The 16,380-nt window shown below is 67.8% G+C and carries 13 protein-coding genes and 1 pseudogene; 8 read left to right on the forward strand and 6 right to left on the reverse strand.

All coding sequences use genetic code 11. The features are described from left to right. Positions 1-74 precede the first annotated feature (74 nt). Positions 75-2,405, forward strand: coding sequence for an adventurous gliding motility protein GltG (gene gltG / locus D7V97_RS08460; RefSeq protein WP_233582582.1), 2,331 nt, complete (start codon positions 75-77; stop codon positions 2,403-2,405). 1,334 nt (positions 2,406-3,739) lie between these two features. Then, the gene (locus tag D7V97_RS08470; protein WP_120610092.1) at positions 3,740-5,266 is read left to right on the forward strand and encodes a phospholipase D-like domain-containing protein; all 1,527 of its coding nucleotides are present in this window, start codon (positions 3,740-3,742) and stop codon (positions 5,264-5,266) included. Between the two features lie 98 nt (positions 5,267-5,364). Here D7V97_RS08470 and D7V97_RS08475 read toward each other — a convergent pair whose 3' ends face one another. Continuing rightward, the gene (locus tag D7V97_RS08475) at positions 5,365-6,132 is read right to left on the reverse strand and encodes a LuxR C-terminal-related transcriptional regulator (RefSeq protein WP_158623312.1); all 768 of its coding nucleotides are present in this window, start codon (positions 6,130-6,132) and stop codon (positions 5,365-5,367) included. A gap of 397 nt (positions 6,133-6,529) precedes the next feature. Here D7V97_RS08475 and D7V97_RS44590 point away from each other — a divergent pair, with 397 nt between their 5' ends. Next, positions 6,530-6,706 (forward strand): hypothetical protein, encoded by a 177-nt coding sequence (locus D7V97_RS44590; protein ID WP_158623313.1) that lies wholly within the window; start codon positions 6,530-6,532, stop codon positions 6,704-6,706. A 71-nt stretch (positions 6,707-6,777) separates the two neighbouring features. Next, complete coding sequence (locus tag D7V97_RS08480) at positions 6,778-7,452, forward strand: pilin (RefSeq protein ID WP_233582583.1); 675 nt, start codon at positions 6,778-6,780, stop codon at positions 7,450-7,452. A gap of 84 nt (positions 7,453-7,536) precedes the next feature. On the opposite strand, the gene D7V97_RS08485 is transcribed toward D7V97_RS08480, so the two are convergent. Beyond that, positions 7,537-7,848 (reverse strand): hypothetical protein, encoded by a 312-nt coding sequence (locus D7V97_RS08485; protein ID WP_158623314.1) that lies wholly within the window; start codon positions 7,846-7,848, stop codon positions 7,537-7,539. A gap of 382 nt (positions 7,849-8,230) precedes the next feature. Between D7V97_RS08485 and D7V97_RS08490 the strand changes: the two genes are divergently transcribed. Together D7V97_RS08490 and D7V97_RS08495 are read left to right on the forward strand one after the other, a co-directional pair. Then, the gene (locus D7V97_RS08490; RefSeq protein ID WP_368668886.1) at positions 8,231-8,989 is read left to right on the forward strand and encodes a M13-type metalloendopeptidase; all 759 of its coding nucleotides are present in this window, start codon (positions 8,231-8,233) and stop codon (positions 8,987-8,989) included. Positions 8,990-9,138: 149 nt separating this feature from the next. Continuing rightward, on the forward strand, positions 9,139-9,900 hold the full coding sequence (locus tag D7V97_RS08495) for a DNA alkylation repair protein (RefSeq protein WP_120610097.1): 762 nt from the start codon (positions 9,139-9,141) through the stop codon (positions 9,898-9,900). 6 nt (positions 9,901-9,906) lie between these two features. On the opposite strand, the gene D7V97_RS08500 is transcribed toward D7V97_RS08495, so the two are convergent. The 3 genes and pseudogenes from D7V97_RS08500 to D7V97_RS08520 all read right to left on the reverse strand — a co-directional run. Then, positions 9,907-10,449, reverse strand: coding sequence for a hypothetical protein (locus tag D7V97_RS08500; protein ID WP_158623315.1), 543 nt, complete (start codon positions 10,447-10,449; stop codon positions 9,907-9,909). 450 nt (positions 10,450-10,899) lie between these two features. Then, entirely contained in the window at positions 10,900-11,472 is a 573-nt protein-coding gene (locus D7V97_RS45305; RefSeq protein WP_199728747.1) for a hypothetical protein, read from the reverse strand. A 604-nt stretch (positions 11,473-12,076) separates the two neighbouring features. Continuing rightward, positions 12,077-12,307 (reverse strand): annotated as a pseudogene (locus tag D7V97_RS08520) (AarF/UbiB family protein); the annotation flags it as partial. Between the two features lie 314 nt (positions 12,308-12,621). On the opposite strand from D7V97_RS08520, the gene D7V97_RS08525 reads away from it, so the two are divergent. Both D7V97_RS08525 and D7V97_RS08535 read left to right on the forward strand, forming a co-directional pair. Continuing rightward, positions 12,622-13,377 (forward strand): SGNH/GDSL hydrolase family protein, encoded by a 756-nt coding sequence (locus D7V97_RS08525; protein WP_233582584.1) that lies wholly within the window; start codon positions 12,622-12,624, stop codon positions 13,375-13,377. Between the two features lie 389 nt (positions 13,378-13,766). Continuing rightward, positions 13,767-14,321, forward strand: a complete 555-nt coding sequence (locus D7V97_RS08535; RefSeq protein WP_120610102.1) for a dihydrofolate reductase family protein — start codon at positions 13,767-13,769, stop codon at positions 14,319-14,321. Positions 14,322-14,477: 156 nt separating this feature from the next. Here the strand turns inward: D7V97_RS08535 and D7V97_RS08540 are convergent, their stop codons facing one another. Beyond that, entirely contained in the window at positions 14,478-16,232 is a 1,755-nt protein-coding gene (locus D7V97_RS08540) for a serine/threonine-protein kinase (RefSeq protein WP_120610103.1), read from the reverse strand. Positions 16,233-16,380: the final 148 nt, after the last annotated feature.

The raw sequence follows: 16,380 nt of genomic DNA on the forward strand, positions 1-16,380 counted from the left end.
GTTGCCCACGGTCCCCTTGCCTCTGGCAACTGCACGAGGCCCGCACAGAGGGGCTACCGGACGCCGAGGTGAAAGTGGCCGCCAGTTCCGCCTATACGTTGTGCGTGACGCTGTCGGTGGTTCCGGCCTTCGCCCAGGACGAGGGCGGCAAGGCGCAGGGCGGCGGTGAAGGTGGTGGCGCCCGGATGCAGAAGACGACCAACGTCGACTTCGAGGACGACACCATCGAAGGTGACCTCACGAAGCCGGATGGTGAGTACGTCGAAGCTCGCAAGTCCGCGAAGCACTCCAACCTCATCCGCATCCGCGAAGACTTCGAGACAAGGTCATGCAGTCCGTGGGTGAGCTGTAATTCCCCACGAATTGCCGGCGGGAACCTTCCGCCAGCCCCGTTGTCCAACGAGCGCGAGAGCGAACCGGGAGCCCCCTTCATGGCCGTACCCCTGACACTCAAGGTCTTCAAGGGCGACACGCTGGTTGCCTCCAAGGACTACGAGCGCGACATCATCAAGATTGGTCGTCTCTCTTCCGCGCACCTGTGCCTGGAGGACGACAAGGTCAGCCGCATCCACTCCGTCATCGAGGTCGCGGGCGACGGCTCCATGTCCATCATCGACATGGGCAGCGTCGAAGGCACCTACGTCAACGGCAAGCGCATCAACAAGGGGCAGATCTCCTTCGGTGACGAGGTCCGCGTGGGCGGCACCACCATCCGCCTGGAGAACCCGGCCGCCGTGGCCGCGGTGAACCTGGCCGCCGCCGTCGCGCAGGCGGCCGCGCCCACCGACAAGAACGCCACCGTGGCCCCCGTGGCCGGCGCTTCCGCCGCCGCCATCGCGCAGGCCGTGGCCGCTCCGGTCGCGCCCGTTGTGACGGCGCCCGTCGCCGCTCCGCCTCCGCCCGCCGCCGCCGCGATGGATGCGTCGGTCGCGCCCACGCAGAAGAACAAGGTCGTGGCGCCCGCCGCCAAGGCACACGAGGAGGCTCCGGAAGCCCCTTCCGAGGACGAGGTGGCCGCGCCGCGCGTGCGCACCGTGCGCCGCACCAAGTCCAGCGGGCCGCAGGGCGTGTCGCTGCGCCTGCTCTGGGGTGATCAGCGCGTGGGCGAGTTCTTCGTGCCCCCGGGCGCGAAGAAGGGCTTCACGGTCGGCAGCGCCAAGGGCGTGGACTTCGTGATGGACGACGCCAAGCTGGGCGGTCCCTCCTTCGAAGTGCTGCGCACCGACGGACAGACCTTCTCCGTGCGCTTCGCGCGCAAGATGAAGGGCGAGCTGACCCGCAAGGGCGAAACGCTCGACCTGGAAGCGGTCATCGAGTCGGGCAAGGCCTCCAATGAGGGCGAGTCCTACGCCGTCACGCTGGAGGCCGACGACTTCTTCTGGGTGGACCTGGGCGGCCTCACGCTGGAGGCGCAGCTCCAGTCGATGTCCAAGCGCGTGGTCGTGCCCGTGGGCGAGAACCTCGACTACACGGCGCTCAACATCTTCCTGGTGATGTTCTTCATCGCCACCGCGTTCGTCATCCACTCGATGAACAGCAGCGGGGAAGGGGATGAGTACGCGGACGAGCTCGCGGGCAACGATGCGCGCATCGCGAAGCTGATCATCAAGGCCCCCGAGACCCAGAAGAACAAGTTCCTGGAGAAGCTCAACCAGCAGAAGGAGAAGAAGTTGGGCGAGATGGCCCAGAAGACGCGCGGTGACGAAGGCCAGATGGGCAAGAAGAACGAGCTCAAGGCCAACAACCGCACCGTGTCCAAGGGCGACCTGAACAGGAAGGACGAGGCGCGCGCCCTCACCGCGAAGATCTTCGGCGGCGGCAAGGGCGGCATCTCCAACATCTTCGGCAAGTCCGGCCTGGGCGGTGAGCTCAAGAGCGCCATGGGCAACGTGTTCAGCGCCAAGGTGGGCAACGCGGGCGGCTTCGGCGGCATGGGTCTGCGCGGCAGCGGCGGTGGCGGCGGTACCGGTGACAGCATCGGCATCGGCGGCATTGGCACCAAGGGCCGTGGCGGCGGCAGCGGCGGCTACGGTACCGGCGTGGGCACGCTCGGCGGCAAGCAGAGCGTGGACGTGGGCATCACGTCCTCCGTCCTGGAGGTCATGGGCTCGCTGGACAAGGAGCTCATCCGCCAGGTCATCCAGCGCAACCGCGGGCAGATCCGCTACTGCTACGAGAGCCTGCTCAACCGCTTCCCCAAGCTGGGCGGCAAGGTCTCAGTGAAGTTCATCATCAGCGCCACGGGCTCGGTGGCCACGTCCAACGTCGCGCAGTCCACGGCGGGCAACTCGGACCTGGAGACCTGCGTCGCGGGCCGCGTGCGCACCTGGAAGTTCCCGGAGCCCAAGGGTGGCGGCTCCGTGATCGTCACCTACCCGTTCATCTTCAAGCAGGCCGGCGACTAGCCTGGACTCGACTTCATCCGTGTGCCGCGCGGGCGGCCCTGACGACAGGGCTGCCCGCTTCTTCACTTCCTCCTCACGTCCCCGCGAGGCCCCGGCAGGAGCAGCGGAGGTGCGGAGGAAGCAGCGCGCTGAGCTCCCTCAAGCGTGGGCAGAGCCGAAGCCGGAAGAGGCAAGTGAGCCGCCTGAGGCAGGGGCGAGGCAGGAGCCGACCCCGGAGCGCCCGCCGCAACTGGATGGGGCGGGGTTGCTCAAGCAGGAGCTTCGCGCTGGACGTGTTCGCGTGCTGCAGGTGTGGAGGCAGGCGCCGGGTGCTGGCGTCCCTGACGGCAGCCGGCGGGGTGCGCGCCCTCTTGGAGCACCTGGGACTGCCCACGCTGCCTGGGAGACGGGCCCCAGCACGGGGGCCACCCCAGAAAGCGGGGTGTTGAGTCTGTAGCAGCAGTGGCCCCCATGCCCAAGCCGCCTGCCGCGCCCTTGAGGGGAGCGCGGCCTGAGCGGGCGTGTGCCCCATGAGGGCTGCACGGCTTCTGCACCGGCCTGGCGCACAGCTCGGCGGCACCCGTCAGCGTCCCTCCTCGGCACCTCTGCACCCGCCCTCACCCTCAACAGGCCTTCTATTCGCCCTATGCGTCGTCGTCCGCGTAGGCTTCCAGACTGGCGTCGGTGACGCGCAGCCAGACTTCGCTGCCGACGAGGCGCCAGGGCACCGAGTAGAAGCGCCGCTCGAAGAGGACGTGGCTGTCCTGGTGGACGCGCGTGGCCTTCCAGACGACGGGCGTGAAACGCTTCGCGGGCCGGACCCATCCTCAACGGCCGGGCCACCTCGCGCGCACCCGTCCCCATCCGGTGCAGGCGCACCAGCTCTCTCAACCTGTCCATGTCGACTCTCCGGTAACTCATCCGCGCGCGCCCCTCCGCACACCGCTCCGGCGGTGCTCGGTGGGGCGCGAGGATGCATGGGATGACCACCCAGGTAGGCACTCAGCCCACTCACTGGCCACGTTTCTTCTAACTGCCTCCGCCCTGAACGGACCGCCTCAGCCTCTTCTCCGGCGAGCGATCCGCTTGGCCGACCCTGGGGCGATCCGCTTGGCCGACCCAGCTACGAACAGCTTGGCCGACCCGACTGCGAGCCATTGTTACCCCGGCCCGTTACAGCGCCTCGGCGCACGCTGCTTGGCTGGCCACTTCATCCCCTCTATGCGCCAGGTCGTGCGCAAGTAGCCGATCGGCTATCTGTCCGATGCTCCACCGGAGAGGGATCCTCGCGCCGCTCCGAACCGAGCGCTGCAACCCAGCACCCTTGCCACAAATACAAATAAAGGAGTGGAGCCATGCCGCTTACCGTCGCGCACCTTCATGCGACCTTGAAGTCTCGCCTGCCGCAATTCAGTGATCGTTTGTTCGGCCAAGCCGGTGACACCTTTGTCGGCGGTTGGGAAGAATACCTTTTCGACACGCCACACGGTTGGTGGACCACGTCCAATCGCGAGTTTCCCGACCGAGGACACTCGTCTCAGCCGGCCCGGGCCATGAAGGCCTGCATCGAGAAGGCGACGCAGTACATCGACATCGTCACGATGGACGAACCGACAGGGGATTTCCGTAAGGACGTCGAGGACGGTTTGATCGCCCTCGCCGTGTCAGGGCGTCCCGTGACCGTTCGGTTCCTGCTAGGGCGCCAGGCCGGCGGCCCTAATCTGCACACGTGGCTGATGCTCAAGCAGCTGGCGGACCGAATCCGTCAAGCGAAGCCGCGAGCTTCGCAGCTGAACGTATACCTGGCGCAATTCCGCTGGGAGTCGGCGTCCTGGAACCACGCCAAGCTCATCGCCATCGACGGCGGCGTGCTCATCACCGGCGGCCACAACATGTGGGACGGCCACTATCTCGCAAAGAATCCAGTCTTCGACATCTCCATGCGCTTTGACGGGGGCATCGCGAGGGGCGGCCACCGGTTCGCTGACGCCCTGTGGAACTTCGTCCGCGCCAACAATCGGCGCCCCCCGGGCGGCGCGACCTACTCCAACTACCTCAACCCGGACTTGAAGATCGATGAAAGCGCGCCGCCACCTCGCAGCGAGTCATTTGAGGCCGTCGCGGCCGATGCCTCGCCCGCGGCCGATGCCTCCAACCGTTTCCCGGCACTCTGGGTGGCGAGCCCCGGATGGGGGGTTTACACCGCTCCCCGGGTCCTCGAAGGCGCCATGATGATCGCCCTCGTCGAGGGCCTGAAGCAGGCGAAGCAAAGCTGCAAGATGTCGCTGCAGGACCTCGGCTCGCCTCACATGAGCGCCGTCGATTTCAAGACCTGGAGGCCGAGGGACTATCCTTTCGATCTGATTGGATGTGGCGGCTCCTGGTTCATCCTGCCCCTCATCGACAATTTCGCGGAATTCCTGCATAAGAACGCCAGCGCTACACTGGAGATCATCTTGTCGGCGCCGACCGATGGCGCCCACAGCTATGGTCATGGCGTCAAGCTGCAGACGATCTTGAACCTGCTGTCGCAGCGGATGAACGCCCAGTTTCAAACGTCCAAGAACCACGCCCTGAAGATTCTGAACGAGCGCGTCTTCCTCAAGACCATCGCCTTCAGCGACGGCCGGGAAGCGTGGCGCGACGGGGCAAAAAAAGACAATCACGCCAAGTTCTGGATTCTGGACGACAAGATATGCCACGTCGGTTCGGACAATTGCTATCCCTACGTAAAGCGTATCGGACAGGCCGCACTTCAAGAATTCGGTGTGATCGGGGAGTTCCCCCCTTCAGTCAGAGACATGGTGATGGAGGGTTACTACAACCACGCGAGCCGACACGGCGTCCGTACGGACGCGGAGCTCGCCGATTTGACCTGGTAGGAGAGCTGACCGGGCGGAAACCTGCCCCGCGACGGGGCCGACCTGCCAGCGGCGCTGGAGGACCCGCGCCGCTCAGGTGGAATCGGGTGGAGCTGAACCTACCTGATCCAGAGTGCCATCAGCTCGGCGCGGCTCGACACCGCGAAGGCGCGATAGACGTGCTCGATGTACTTGTGCGTCGTGCGCAGGCTCAAGCCGGTGGACGCGGCGATCTGCTTCTCGCCGCGCCCGGTGAGGAGATGTTCGAGGATGGAGCGGTGGCGCGGCGGCAAGCGGCTTCGGACACCGCCCAGGCGCAGGCACCCCTGTGCATCGTGCTCCGGCTCCAGCCAGCTCCGGTAGCACCACGACGCGCTCCGGAACATCAACTCGAGCAGTTCGCGCTCGCGCTGGCCAAAGCGCCTCTCGCCCCAAGGGCGCACCGCCACGAGGTAGGCCGAGGCTCCGGCGCCGAGCGGTACGGCGCTCGCGAGGATGTCGTCGTAGCCCAGCCCGCGCCCCCATTCCGCGACGTGCGGGTGAGAGTACCACTCCTGGTCGGAGACCAGCTCCTCGCGACACGCGCTCCGCAAGCGACCGGCGCCCCGGGCGAAGGGGCCCCACATCGGGTGCTGGCGATACCCGGATTCGACGAGGTAAGCCCTTTGCCAGCGGAGGAGCGTGATCTCGTCGACTCCGTGGACGTACGAGTGGGTGATGATGGCGGCGTTATCGCGCGACGGCGGCGGCGGATCGCCCACGATACTCCACCACAGCACACCCGCACCGATGAGCGCGCCCGTGGACTCCGTCAGGTGGCGGAGGGAAGCGTCGGGTCGGTGGTCGGCGCTGGAGATCTCGCCGAGCGCGCCAACGAACTGCGACACCGCACGGTAGTCTCCAATGGAGGGTCGTGACTTGCGCATATTCAGCCGTACGATAACAAGCGTCAGGGCTCCGGAGAAACGGTCGCAGGAGCACGCCTCGCCCGAACCCGGCCGGAGTGGCCAGGACCCGCCGCAAGCCCTGGCAGCCACCGGGCAGGTTGGCCCCAGCACGGGGGCCACCCCAGAACGCGGGGTGTTGAGTCAGTAGCAGCAGTGGCCCCCATGCCCAAGCCGCCTGCCGCACCCCTGAGGGGAGCGCGGCCTGAGCGGGCGTGTGCCCCATGAGGGCTGCACGGCTTCTGCACCGGCCTGGCGCACAGCTCGGCGGCACCCGTCAGCGTCCCTCCTCGGCACCTCTGCACCCGCCCTCACCCTCAACAGGCCTTCTATTCGCCCTATGCGTCGGTACGACATCCTGGAGGTCTTCCGGAAGACCTACGACATCGTGAAGGACGAAGCGCCCAAGCAGGTTGCCTTGACGCTCATCGAGTCGGAAGAAGACCCGAAGTACCGCAAGAAGTACGCGGGGCTCTGGAAGGACCTCGTGGCGAAGAAGCGCGCCGCGAGGGATTGAGTCGCACTCCGCGTGACTCGCCGACGTGAGGCGTTCTAGGGTCCCGCGCCCTGGAGGAAGTAATGACCTCGATGTCGTCCGATGTTCCCGCAGCGCCGAAGAAGTCCGTACTGCCTGGGGTCGCCCTGGGTTTCTCCATCGCCAGCCTGTGCCTCATCTGTCTGTGGCCGGTGGGGCTCGTGCTGTCCATTATCGCGATGGTGAAGACGGGCAAGCCGGGGCAGCAAGGCCGGGGGCTCGCCATCGCGGCGCTGATCATCTCGGTGGGCAGCATCTTCTTCAGCGGCATCATGGCCGCCATCGCCATTCCCAACTTCATCAGGTTCCAGGCGCGCGCGAAGCAGGCGGAGTGCAAGGTGAACCTCAAGTCCATCTACATCTCCGCGAAGGGACAGCTTGCGGAAGAGCAGCCCCTGGGGTCCCTCACGGATCTGGGCTTCGCGCCGGAGCCTGGCAACCGCTATGCGTACGTGCTGAGCCTTCCGGATTCCTTCGTCCCCGTGAGCGAGCGCTTCACCGCGGTCGACGCGACCGAAATCCAGGCGGCCCTGGACAACGCTGGCGTGGCGCCGGGCGTGCAGGGCGAATGCCCCGAATGCATCCTGACGGCCGCGTGCGTGGGCAACGTGGACAACGACGACACGCTGGATGTGTGGAGCATCTCCACCGCGGAGCGCACCGACGCGGAGGGCAAGGCCATTGCTCCCGGAGAGGTGTTCAACCACGTGAATGACGGGGAGGAGTGAAGGCCCCGCCTGGCGGATGACACGCGCATGAAAAGGACCTCGCGGCGAAGCAACGCGCCGCGAGGCCTCTGCTTTTCGAGGGGCTCAATCCATCCGCACGTGCTGCTCCAGGCGTTCAGCCGGGGTCAGCTCGCGGTTGGCGTTCACCAAGTCGAACTCGAAGGTGACGTGTTCGATGCGGCCGGTGAACTTGAAGGGCATGAGGTCGCGATACTTCGGGCTGACCGGCGCTCGGTTGTCCATGCCCACGTCCATGCACTCGGTGCTGAAGCGGGCGCGCGTCTGTCTTTCCAGGTGCACCTCGCCCACGCCCCGGCCGTTGATGAAGAGCTGCACGTTGGCGGGACCGCCCAGGGTGGTGGACTCGTTGGTGAACACCACCGACAGCTCCCTCAAGCGTGGGCAGAGCCGAAGCCGGAAGAGGCAAGTGAGCCGCCTTTAGCAGCGGGGAGGCAGGAGCCGCCCCAGGAGGGCACGCCGCAACTGGCTGGGAGACGGGCCCCAGCACGGGGGCCACCCCAGAACGCGGGGTGTTGAGTCAGTAGCAGCAGTGGCCCCCATGCCCAAGCCGCCTGCCGCACCCCTGAGGGGAGCGCGGCCTGAGGGGGCGTGTGCCCCATGAGGGCTGCACGGCTTCTGCACCGGCTTGGCGCACAGCTCGGCGGCACCCGTCAGCGTCCCTCCTCGGCACCTCTGCACCCGCCCTCACCCTCAACAGGCCTTCTATTCGCCCTATGCGTAGAAGCTCGCGTCGTTCAAGCCGAAGATCGGCTACCCGGTGAAGTGGCGGGACTACGGCGCGCTCGAGGTGAAGCGCGACGACGCGGTGGGCAACGCCATCCGCGCCGCCTCCTTCGAGTACGAGCGCAATCTGGCGAAGCTGGGCAATCCGGTGGACCGCGACGAGTGGTTCATGCCGCCCATGCAGGTGAACGCGTACGCGAACCCGACGATGAACGAGATCGTCTTCCCGGCCGCCATCCTGCAGCCCCCCTTCTTCGACCCGCACGCGGACCCGGCCGTGAACTACGGCGCGATCGGCGCGGTCATCGGCCACGAGATCAGCCACCACTTCGACGACCAGGGCCGCAAGTACGACCCCGAGGGCCGCCTCACCGACTGGTGGAAGCCCAAGGACGTGCAGCGCTTCAAGGTCTACACGGACCAGCTCGTCGCGCAGTACGCGCAGTACGAGCCGCTGCCGGGCACCAAGGTGAACGGCGAGCTCACGCTGGGTGAGAACATCGCGGGCCTGCTCGTGGCCTACGACGCCTACCAGCTGTCGCTGGGCGGCAAGCCCGCGCCGGTGCTCGAGGGCTTCTCGGGCGACCAGCGCTTCTTTCTCGGCCACGCGCAGGTGTGGCGCAGCAAGTACCGCGAGGAGGCGCTGCGCCAGCAGCTGGTGGTGGACTCGCACACCGCCGGCCACTTCCGCCCCAACGTGAGCCGCAACATCGACGCCCGGTACCAGGCCTTCGACGTGAAGCCGGGCCAGAAGCTGTTCCTGCCGCCCGAGCAGCGCGTGAAGATCTGGTAGGCGCGCACAGCGAGCGCTGAAGCACCGGAGGGCCCGCGGCAGCAGCGCGGGCCCTCTGCTTTGCGGGGCTCCGCCTCACGAAGCAGAGGGGGGCGGCAGGCGGCACGGCAATGGGAGTAGGCTGGCCCCTCGGCAACGGAGGCAGCGGCATGCGAGCGAAGGCGACCAGGAAGGTGACGGCCGGCGCCGCGACGACGGCCTCCCGGGCCTCGACGGAGGCGCAGGTCCAGGCGGCGCTCGCGTCGCTGAAACGCCGGGCCACGAAGCACACGCTCGAGGGGATGGCGCGCTATGCGATTCCCTCGGACCACGCGTACGGCGTCGCGATGCGGGACATCAAGGCCCTCGGCAAGACGCTGGGGCGCGACCACGCCCTCGCCAGCGCCCTCTGGGCCACCGGCGTGTACGAGGCCCGCATGCTGGCCTCCTTCGTCGCAGACCCCGGGCAGCTCACGCCCGAGCAGATGGACGGCTGGTGCAGCGACTTCGACAACTGGGCCTACTGCGATGCGATGAGCTTCAACCTCTTCGACCGCTCGCCGCACGCGTGGGCCAAGGTCGCGGAGTGGAGCGCCAGGCGAAACGAGTTCGAGAAGCGCACCGCGTTCGCGCTGCTGTGGAGCCTCAGCACGCACGACAAGCGCGCGGGCGACGAGGCCTTCCTCCACGGCCTCGCGCTCATCGAGCGCGAGGCCGGTGACGGGCGCAACTTTGTGAAGAAGGCCGTGAACATGGCCCTGCGCGCGGTGGGCAAGCGCAACCGCGCGCTCAACGTCGCCGCCGTAGCGGTGGCCCGGCGCCTGGCGGCCTCCACGGAGCCCGCGGCGCGGTGGGTGGGCAGCGATGCGCTGCGCGAGCTCACGGGGCCGGGAGTGACGAAGCGGCTCGAGGGCCGGGCCCGCACCACCTGAGGTCACTCACGGCGCGTACGCGCGCGTGCGCAGGCGCGGGCGCACCAGCACCGCGAGCCCACCCAGCGCGAGCCAGGGCAGCACGTGGAAGCCGAGCAGGTGCTGCACCGTGCCCACGGGGCAGGAGAGGTGCAGGCCGAGCAGCCCCGCGGCCGCGGCGCTCAGCGTGGCGAGCAGCGTGCGCAGCGGGCGTGGGGGCAGCGCGGTGAGCAGCCACATCACCACGCCCAGGGGCAGCAGGGACATCAGCACCTCCGCGCTCAGGCAGGCCGCTCCGGGGATGGCGAAGAAGGGACGCAGGTTGGGGGCTCCCGAGCCACCGAAGCCCACGGCCACCGCCGCCACGAGCGCGAGCGCGAGCCCTGCGCCGAGCCCTCCCCGGGGCGACGGCGCGAAGGCGATGAGGGGCCCCGCGGCGATCAGCGCGAGCAGCAGCAGCGCGATGGCCCACAGCATGGGCGTGGGGGTGGCGTGGGCGTGGTGGGTGCTCGCGCGCAGGTCGAGCATCATCACCGCGCTGCCGATACCGACCGCGAGGTTCAGCCCCACCAGCCCGAGCGCGCTCCACCACCAGCGCCGCACCCGCGGCCGGGCGCGCAGCTCGGCCCGGGCCCGCGCGTGCGCGCGCCGCAGCGCCTCGGTGGACGCGGGGACGCTCCCTCAAGCGTGGGCAGAGCCGAAGCCGGAAGAGGCAAGTGAGCCGCCTTTAGCAGCGGCGAGGCAGGAGCCGACCCAGGAGGGCACGCCGCAACTGGATGGGGCCGGTTTGCTCAAGCAGGAGCTTCGCGCTGGACGTGTTCGGGTGCGGCAGGTGTGGAGGCAGGCTTAAGGGTGCTGGCGTCCCTGACGGCACCCGGCGGGGTGCGCGCCATCTTGGAGCACCTGGGACTGCCCACGGCAGGTGCGAGGCTGGCCCCGTCGCGCGGGCCCCTCCAGGCCGCGTGGTGTTGAAACTCAAGCCGCCAGGGCCAAGAGAGCCAAGCCCCCCATGATTGCTTCTCAACCCATCCAGTCTTCTGGCGGCACAAAAGTCAGCATGTCGAAACCCTGCGCCAGAAGATACTCCTTGACGCTTGCGTGCACGACTACTGCGCTCGTGTTCTCGGCAAGCCGAAACATCAGCGCGCCCCGCGTCTTGCTTTCGTCAATGGACACAGATTCAAAGTCGGTATCAATCAGGCCATCGCGACTACCGCCTACAACGGCAGACTCGTTCATATTGGCGGCAGAAACAACACCAACAAGATTGCACACCACGTAGTCGTGTGACACGAAATCGCGAGCCGCGTGCGAGATGACCGCATCATATACATTCAGATTTCCAACCCCGGCGGCCAACAGCGCTGCATGGAGACGCCTGGTCATCAACAAGGTATCCACGTTCCAGAATTCTTCAATCTGAATTCCGTAGTCCGCGTGAAGGGTAACTTTCACGGGCTCCATGGGCGGGCTCTTGAAACGCCGACCGAATCTCCAGGAGTCTTCGCCATCGGGAGGCGCGATCCCTTCTATCAGTGCCGGATCATCCCAGTCTTCGGGCGCCGTGCATTCCAGCATGAAATATTTGCTCATCGCTCACGAACCTCGGATAGCGTCATTGTTCGTCTTTTCTTGCCAGCCTGACCAGCTTCGATGTGTAAATGAAGTTCGTCCTGGTGCTATGGGCGCCGAGATAGCTCCCTCAAGCGGGGGCAGAGCCGAAGCCGGAAGAGGCAAGTGAGCCGCCTTTAGCAGGGGCGAGGCAGGAGCCGACCCCGGAGCGCACGCCGCAACTGGATGGGGCCGGGTTGCTGCGCAGGAGCTTCGCGCTGGACGTGTTCGGGTGCGGCAGGTGTGGAGGCAGGCGCCGGGTGCTGGCGTCCCTGACGGCCCCCGGCGAGGTGCGCGCCATCTTGGAGCACCTGGGACTGCCCACGCTGGCTGGGAGACGGGCCCCAGCACGGGGGCCACCCCAGAACGCGGGGTGTTGAGTCAGTAGCAGCAGTGGCCCCCATGCCCAAGCCGCCTGCCGCGCCCCTGAGGGGAGCGCGGCCTGAGCGGGCGTGTGCCCCATGAGGGCTGCACGGCTTTTCCACCGGCCTGGCGCACAGCTCGGCGGCACCCGTCAGCGTCCCTCCTCGGCACCTCTGCACCCGCCCTCACCCTCAACAGGCCTTCTCTTCGCCCGATGCGTGGATTCGTTCCATTCCCGCGCCAGCCCGAAGTCCATCACGTAGGGGCGGGGCGTTCCGTCCTCGGCGCGCTCGACCATGATGTTGGAGGGCTTGACGTCGCGGTGGATGAGCCCCACGCGATGGGCCTCATGGGCGCCCAGGGCGGCCTCGCGCATCACCAGGGCCTTCTGCTCGAGGGTGAGCGAGCGCACCAGGGCGCTCAGCGGCTGACCGTCGATGTACTGCATCGCGATGACTATCGGCGGAATGGGAGCCTTGTTTGAGGCCGCTGGAGGGTGACGCGCGGGGAACATCCGCGCCGTCCGCCGGGGCTTGTCCACCGTGCTGACGTGCGGTGGCTGGATGTTCACCCCGTACGACAAAGGCGTGTACCGCGATGCGAGAGCAACGCCCAGGACCAACGCCGCGAGAAGCAGGGGCTTGCGGAGTGGCTTCCATTCCACATCCCTGTCTGGGTCGTGGATGACGGTCTTCCAATGAAACAGGCTCGGTTGCGATTGTGGATTTGATGGGATTCATGAACAGGACATCCTGGAGGGGGCTTCTGATGCATCGGATGAGGAGTCAGGTGTGGGGCGCGCTGGGCGTGGCGCTGCTCGGCTGCGGCGGCCCCCTGGAAGGCGAAGCGCTGGAGGAACTGGGCACGCAGGAGGCGGGTGTCGCCGCGCTGGCGCCGAAGAAGGTGCTGCCGAAGGTGATGCCGCTGGGCGACTCCATCACCCAGGGGGCGGCAGGGCACGCCAGCTACCGGTGCCAGCTCTGGCAGAAGCTGAGCGCGAGTGGCTCCAGGGCGAACTTCGTGGGCACCCTGTCGACGGGCTATCTGGGGGCGAACACCTGCTCCTCGGTCGGGTTCGACCGCGACCATGAGGGCCACTGGAGTTGGCGGACGGATCAGGTGCTCGCGAACATCTCCAACTGGGCCGCGAGCACACATCCCGACCTGGTACTCATCCACCTGGGCACCAACGACACGTATCATGAGCAGACAGAGGACAGCACCGTGTTGGAGCTGGAGCAGATCATCGACCGGCTGCGCGTGGTGAACCCACGGGTGAAGGTGTTCCTGGCCCAGGTCATCCCCACCGCGGGCGCCATGCTGGCGCTGAAACTCCAGTCCCTCAACCAGCGCATGCCCTTGCTGGCCGCGGCCAAGAGCACGGAGGACTCGCCTGTCTACGTGGTGGACCAGTGGACTGGCTTCAGCCCCTCAACGGACACGTATGACGGGGTCCATCCGAATCTCATCGGTGAGGAGAAGATGGCGGAGCGCTGGTACCAGGCCATCCGCGAGCACCTCTGACGTCACCCGCGTTGGGGTGCACGCCATTCTGGAGCACCTGGCATGGCCCTCGGCCTGCTCGGTGGACCCCGGCGCAGGGGCCTGTCCACCCGCTTGGCTCACGGCTCGGGCGGCCCCTGTCAGCGGTCCTCCTCGGCACCTGCGCTCCAGCCCTCACCCTCAACATGGCCTCTATCCCGCCTCTACGCCCGGTTGTTGCGCGCAGTGCGCAGTGGCGAAAGGGGATCGCGGCGATCATGTCTGGTTGCTGCGCGTCCTCGCGCAGCCGGGCGGGATGATCGATTCGATGGTGTCGAGTTTCTGCGCGCCGATACCCACCGGGGATGGGGCATCGCGTCAATGGCTCGGGCTGCTGCGCGCTGGGCGCGCTTTTCGTAGAATCCCACGCCATGGGCCTCCTCACCTTCGGTCTCAACGTGACTTTGGACGGGTGCATCGATCACACCCAGGGGATCGCGGACGACGAACTGCACGACTATTGGACTCAGCTCATGGATCAGAGCGGGGCGATGCTCTTCGGGCGCAACACCTACGAGCTGATGGAGGGAGCCTGGCCCGCAGTGGCACGCGACGAAAAGGCGCCGCGCGCGATGCGCGAGTGGGCACAGAAGCTCGAGGCGAAGGCGAAGTACGTCGTGTCGGGCTCGCGGAGCGACTTTCCGTGGCAGAACACGATCAAGGTGGAGGGTGACCTTCGCGAGGCGATCTCGGCGCTGAAAGCGAAGACCGAGCGGGGGGTCCTCGTCGGAGCGCCCAAGCTCGCGGTTGCGCTCGAGGAGTTGGGGCTCATCGACGAGTACCGCATCGTCGTTCATCCCATCATCAGTGGCCGCGGGCCGACGTTGTTTCATGGCCTGTCGAGTGCGCGGCAGCTCGAGCTCCTATCGACGCAGCGGTTCAAGTCCGGCGTGCAGGCGCTCCACTTCCGCCGCAAAGCGGGATGAGCGTGGAAGGACCCGAGCGCTTCACCGGCGGCTGCCTGTGCGGCAGCGTCCGCATCGTCGCGTCGGGACGGCCGTCGCAGCCCCGTTCTCAGAGGGTAGCGCCTTGAAAGCGGTGGGTTGCTTTGCTTGGGAGCGGCGGCAATCGAACCCGCGGCCCTACTCGAAGACGCCGATGCCCGGGTCGGAGCCATTGGACGGCTTCGAGGGCTTCGAGGGCCGTGACGGCCCGGTGCGCACCGGATCCAGGCGCACTTCCACGCGCTGGGCCGTCGTGTCCGCGAGCCGGCTGTAATTGAGCGTGCGCTCCTCGTCCTGGTGCCCGGAGAGCCTGAAGCGCAGCACCGTCACCTTCGAGCGCGGCAGCACCAGCTTCGTGGGCGTGGTGCCGATCTGCTCCGTCCCGTCGAAGATGGCCGCGCCCGAAGGCGTGGAGGTGAGGTCCACCGTCACGTCCTGCGGCAGCGCGGCCTGGGGCGGAGCGTCGGGCGGATCCTCCCGGACCTGCGAGGGAGGTGACGCAACCGGCGTCTTCGGCGCCGTCATCACCACGGGAGCCGGAGGCGTCTCACCTCCACCGCGCGACATCACCACCGCCACGCCCGCGCCAATCAGCACCAGCGGCACGGCGATGAGGGCCACCTTCTTGCCCACGGACATGCCCGGGGGCGGGGGAGGAGCCACCGGCTCCGCCCGGGCGGCCGACGCCCGCGCGCGGTTCGCCGGGGAGAGTGGGGGACTGCCCGTGCTGGAGGCCCGGGGCGCACCGGCCGGAGTCGTGCCCCGAGGCGGGGCCATGCCCACGCGCGAACCGGAGCGCGCGCTGGCGCCCGTGCCCGGCCCGGGCGCCCGGCCCGCACGGCTGCCGGAGCCCACCTTGCTGCCCGAACCCGCGCGACTCCCGGAGCCGCCCACGCCCGGCCGGCTGCGGCTTCCACTGCCGCGCTCGGCGCTGGCGACACCGCCCGTGGGGCGCGCGTCCAGCTCCTCCGGCGACAGGTCCTGCACCGAGTCGAGCAGCGCGTCGATGAACTCCTGCGCGTTCTGGTAGCGGTCTTCCTTCTCCGCGGAGAGCGCCTTCGCGAAGAACGCGTCCAGCTCCGGCGGCACGGGCGCGCCCTGGCGCTTGCTGTTCACCGGGGGCACGGGCTGGGTGAGCGAGGCAGTCAGCGCCTTGCGCACCGTGTTCGCGCCGTAGGGCGAGCTGCCGGTGAGGCAGAAGTAGAGCACCCCCGCCATGGAGTAGAGGTCGGAGCGCTGATCCACGGACTCGCCGCCGGCCTGCTCGGGCGGCATGTACTGCGGGGTGCCCAGCACCTGGCCGGTGGAGGTGAGCTGCTCCTCCTCGTCCTGCTCCAGCGCCTTCACGAGCCCGAAGTCCAGCACCTTGACGAAGTCCTTCCCGTCGAGCGCCTGGACCATGATGTTGTGCGGCTTCAGGTCGCGGTGGACGCAGCCCTCTTCGTGCGCGTGCGCCAGGCCCAGCGTGGCCTGCTCCATGATGTTCACCGCGCGGCGGAGCGTCATCGGCCCCTCGCGCTTGACGAGCTCCTTGAGGCTCTCGCCCTTGAGCAGCTCCATCACGTAGTAGCAGGTGCCGTCCGCGGCGCGGCCGAAGTCGAAGATGGTGATGACGTTCGGGTGCCGCAGGCGGCTGGCGATCTCCGCCTCGCGGCGGAAGCGCTCGAAGAACTGGGGCGCCGCGGCGAGCGAGGGGTTGAGCGTCTTCACCGCCACCGGCCGCTGAACGGACGTCTGGGTGGCGCGGAAGACCATGCCCATGCCGCCCTGGCCGAGCACGCTCTCGATCTTGTAGCGCCCGTCCAGCACCTGGCCCAGGAGCTGGAGGCTCTGCGCCGCGCACAGGTGATCTTGACCTTCGGTACTTCCGCAGTGGGGGCAGGGGGCGGCCATGGGTGGCGGGAGTATAGGCAAGCGCCGCGCCATGCCCAACCGGGGAGATACGCCCCCTGAGCAGCCGGGCAGGCATCTGAGGCGTTCCCGTGGGGCCCCCGGGCTGTTATCTCCCGCCCCCGCCATGAGCCTCGTCATCGCCCAGGAC

It is taken from the genome of Corallococcus sp. CA053C, from assembly GCF_003611675.1.
Classification (GTDB): Bacteria; Myxococcota; Myxococcia; order Myxococcales; family Myxococcaceae; genus Corallococcus.

Excerpts from the sequence above, each read along its gene's own strand:
- D7V97_RS08495 (WP_120610097.1), top strand. The coding sequence starts at position 9,139 with ATGCGAGCGAAGGCGACCAGGAAGGTGACGGCCGGCGCCGCGACGACG.
- D7V97_RS08535 (WP_120610102.1), top strand. The coding sequence starts at position 13,767 with ATGGGCCTCCTCACCTTCGGTCTCAACGTGACTTTGGACGGGTGCATC.
- D7V97_RS08470 (WP_120610092.1), top strand. The coding sequence starts at position 3,740 with ATGCCGCTTACCGTCGCGCACCTTCATGCGACCTTGAAGTCTCGCCTG.
- D7V97_RS08525 (WP_233582584.1), top strand. The coding sequence starts at position 12,622 with ATGCATCGGATGAGGAGTCAGGTGTGGGGCGCGCTGGGCGTGGCGCTG.
- D7V97_RS08480 (WP_233582583.1), top strand. The coding sequence starts at position 6,778 with ATGTCGTCCGATGTTCCCGCAGCGCCGAAGAAGTCCGTACTGCCTGGG.
- D7V97_RS08540 (WP_120610103.1), bottom strand. The coding sequence starts at position 16,232 with ATGGCCGCCCCCTGCCCCCACTGCGGAAGTACCGAAGGTCAAGATCAC.
- D7V97_RS45305 (WP_199728747.1), bottom strand. The coding sequence starts at position 11,472 with ATGAGCAAATATTTCATGCTGGAATGCACGGCGCCCGAAGACTGGGAT.
- D7V97_RS44590 (WP_158623313.1), top strand. The coding sequence starts at position 6,530 with ATGCGTCGGTACGACATCCTGGAGGTCTTCCGGAAGACCTACGACATC.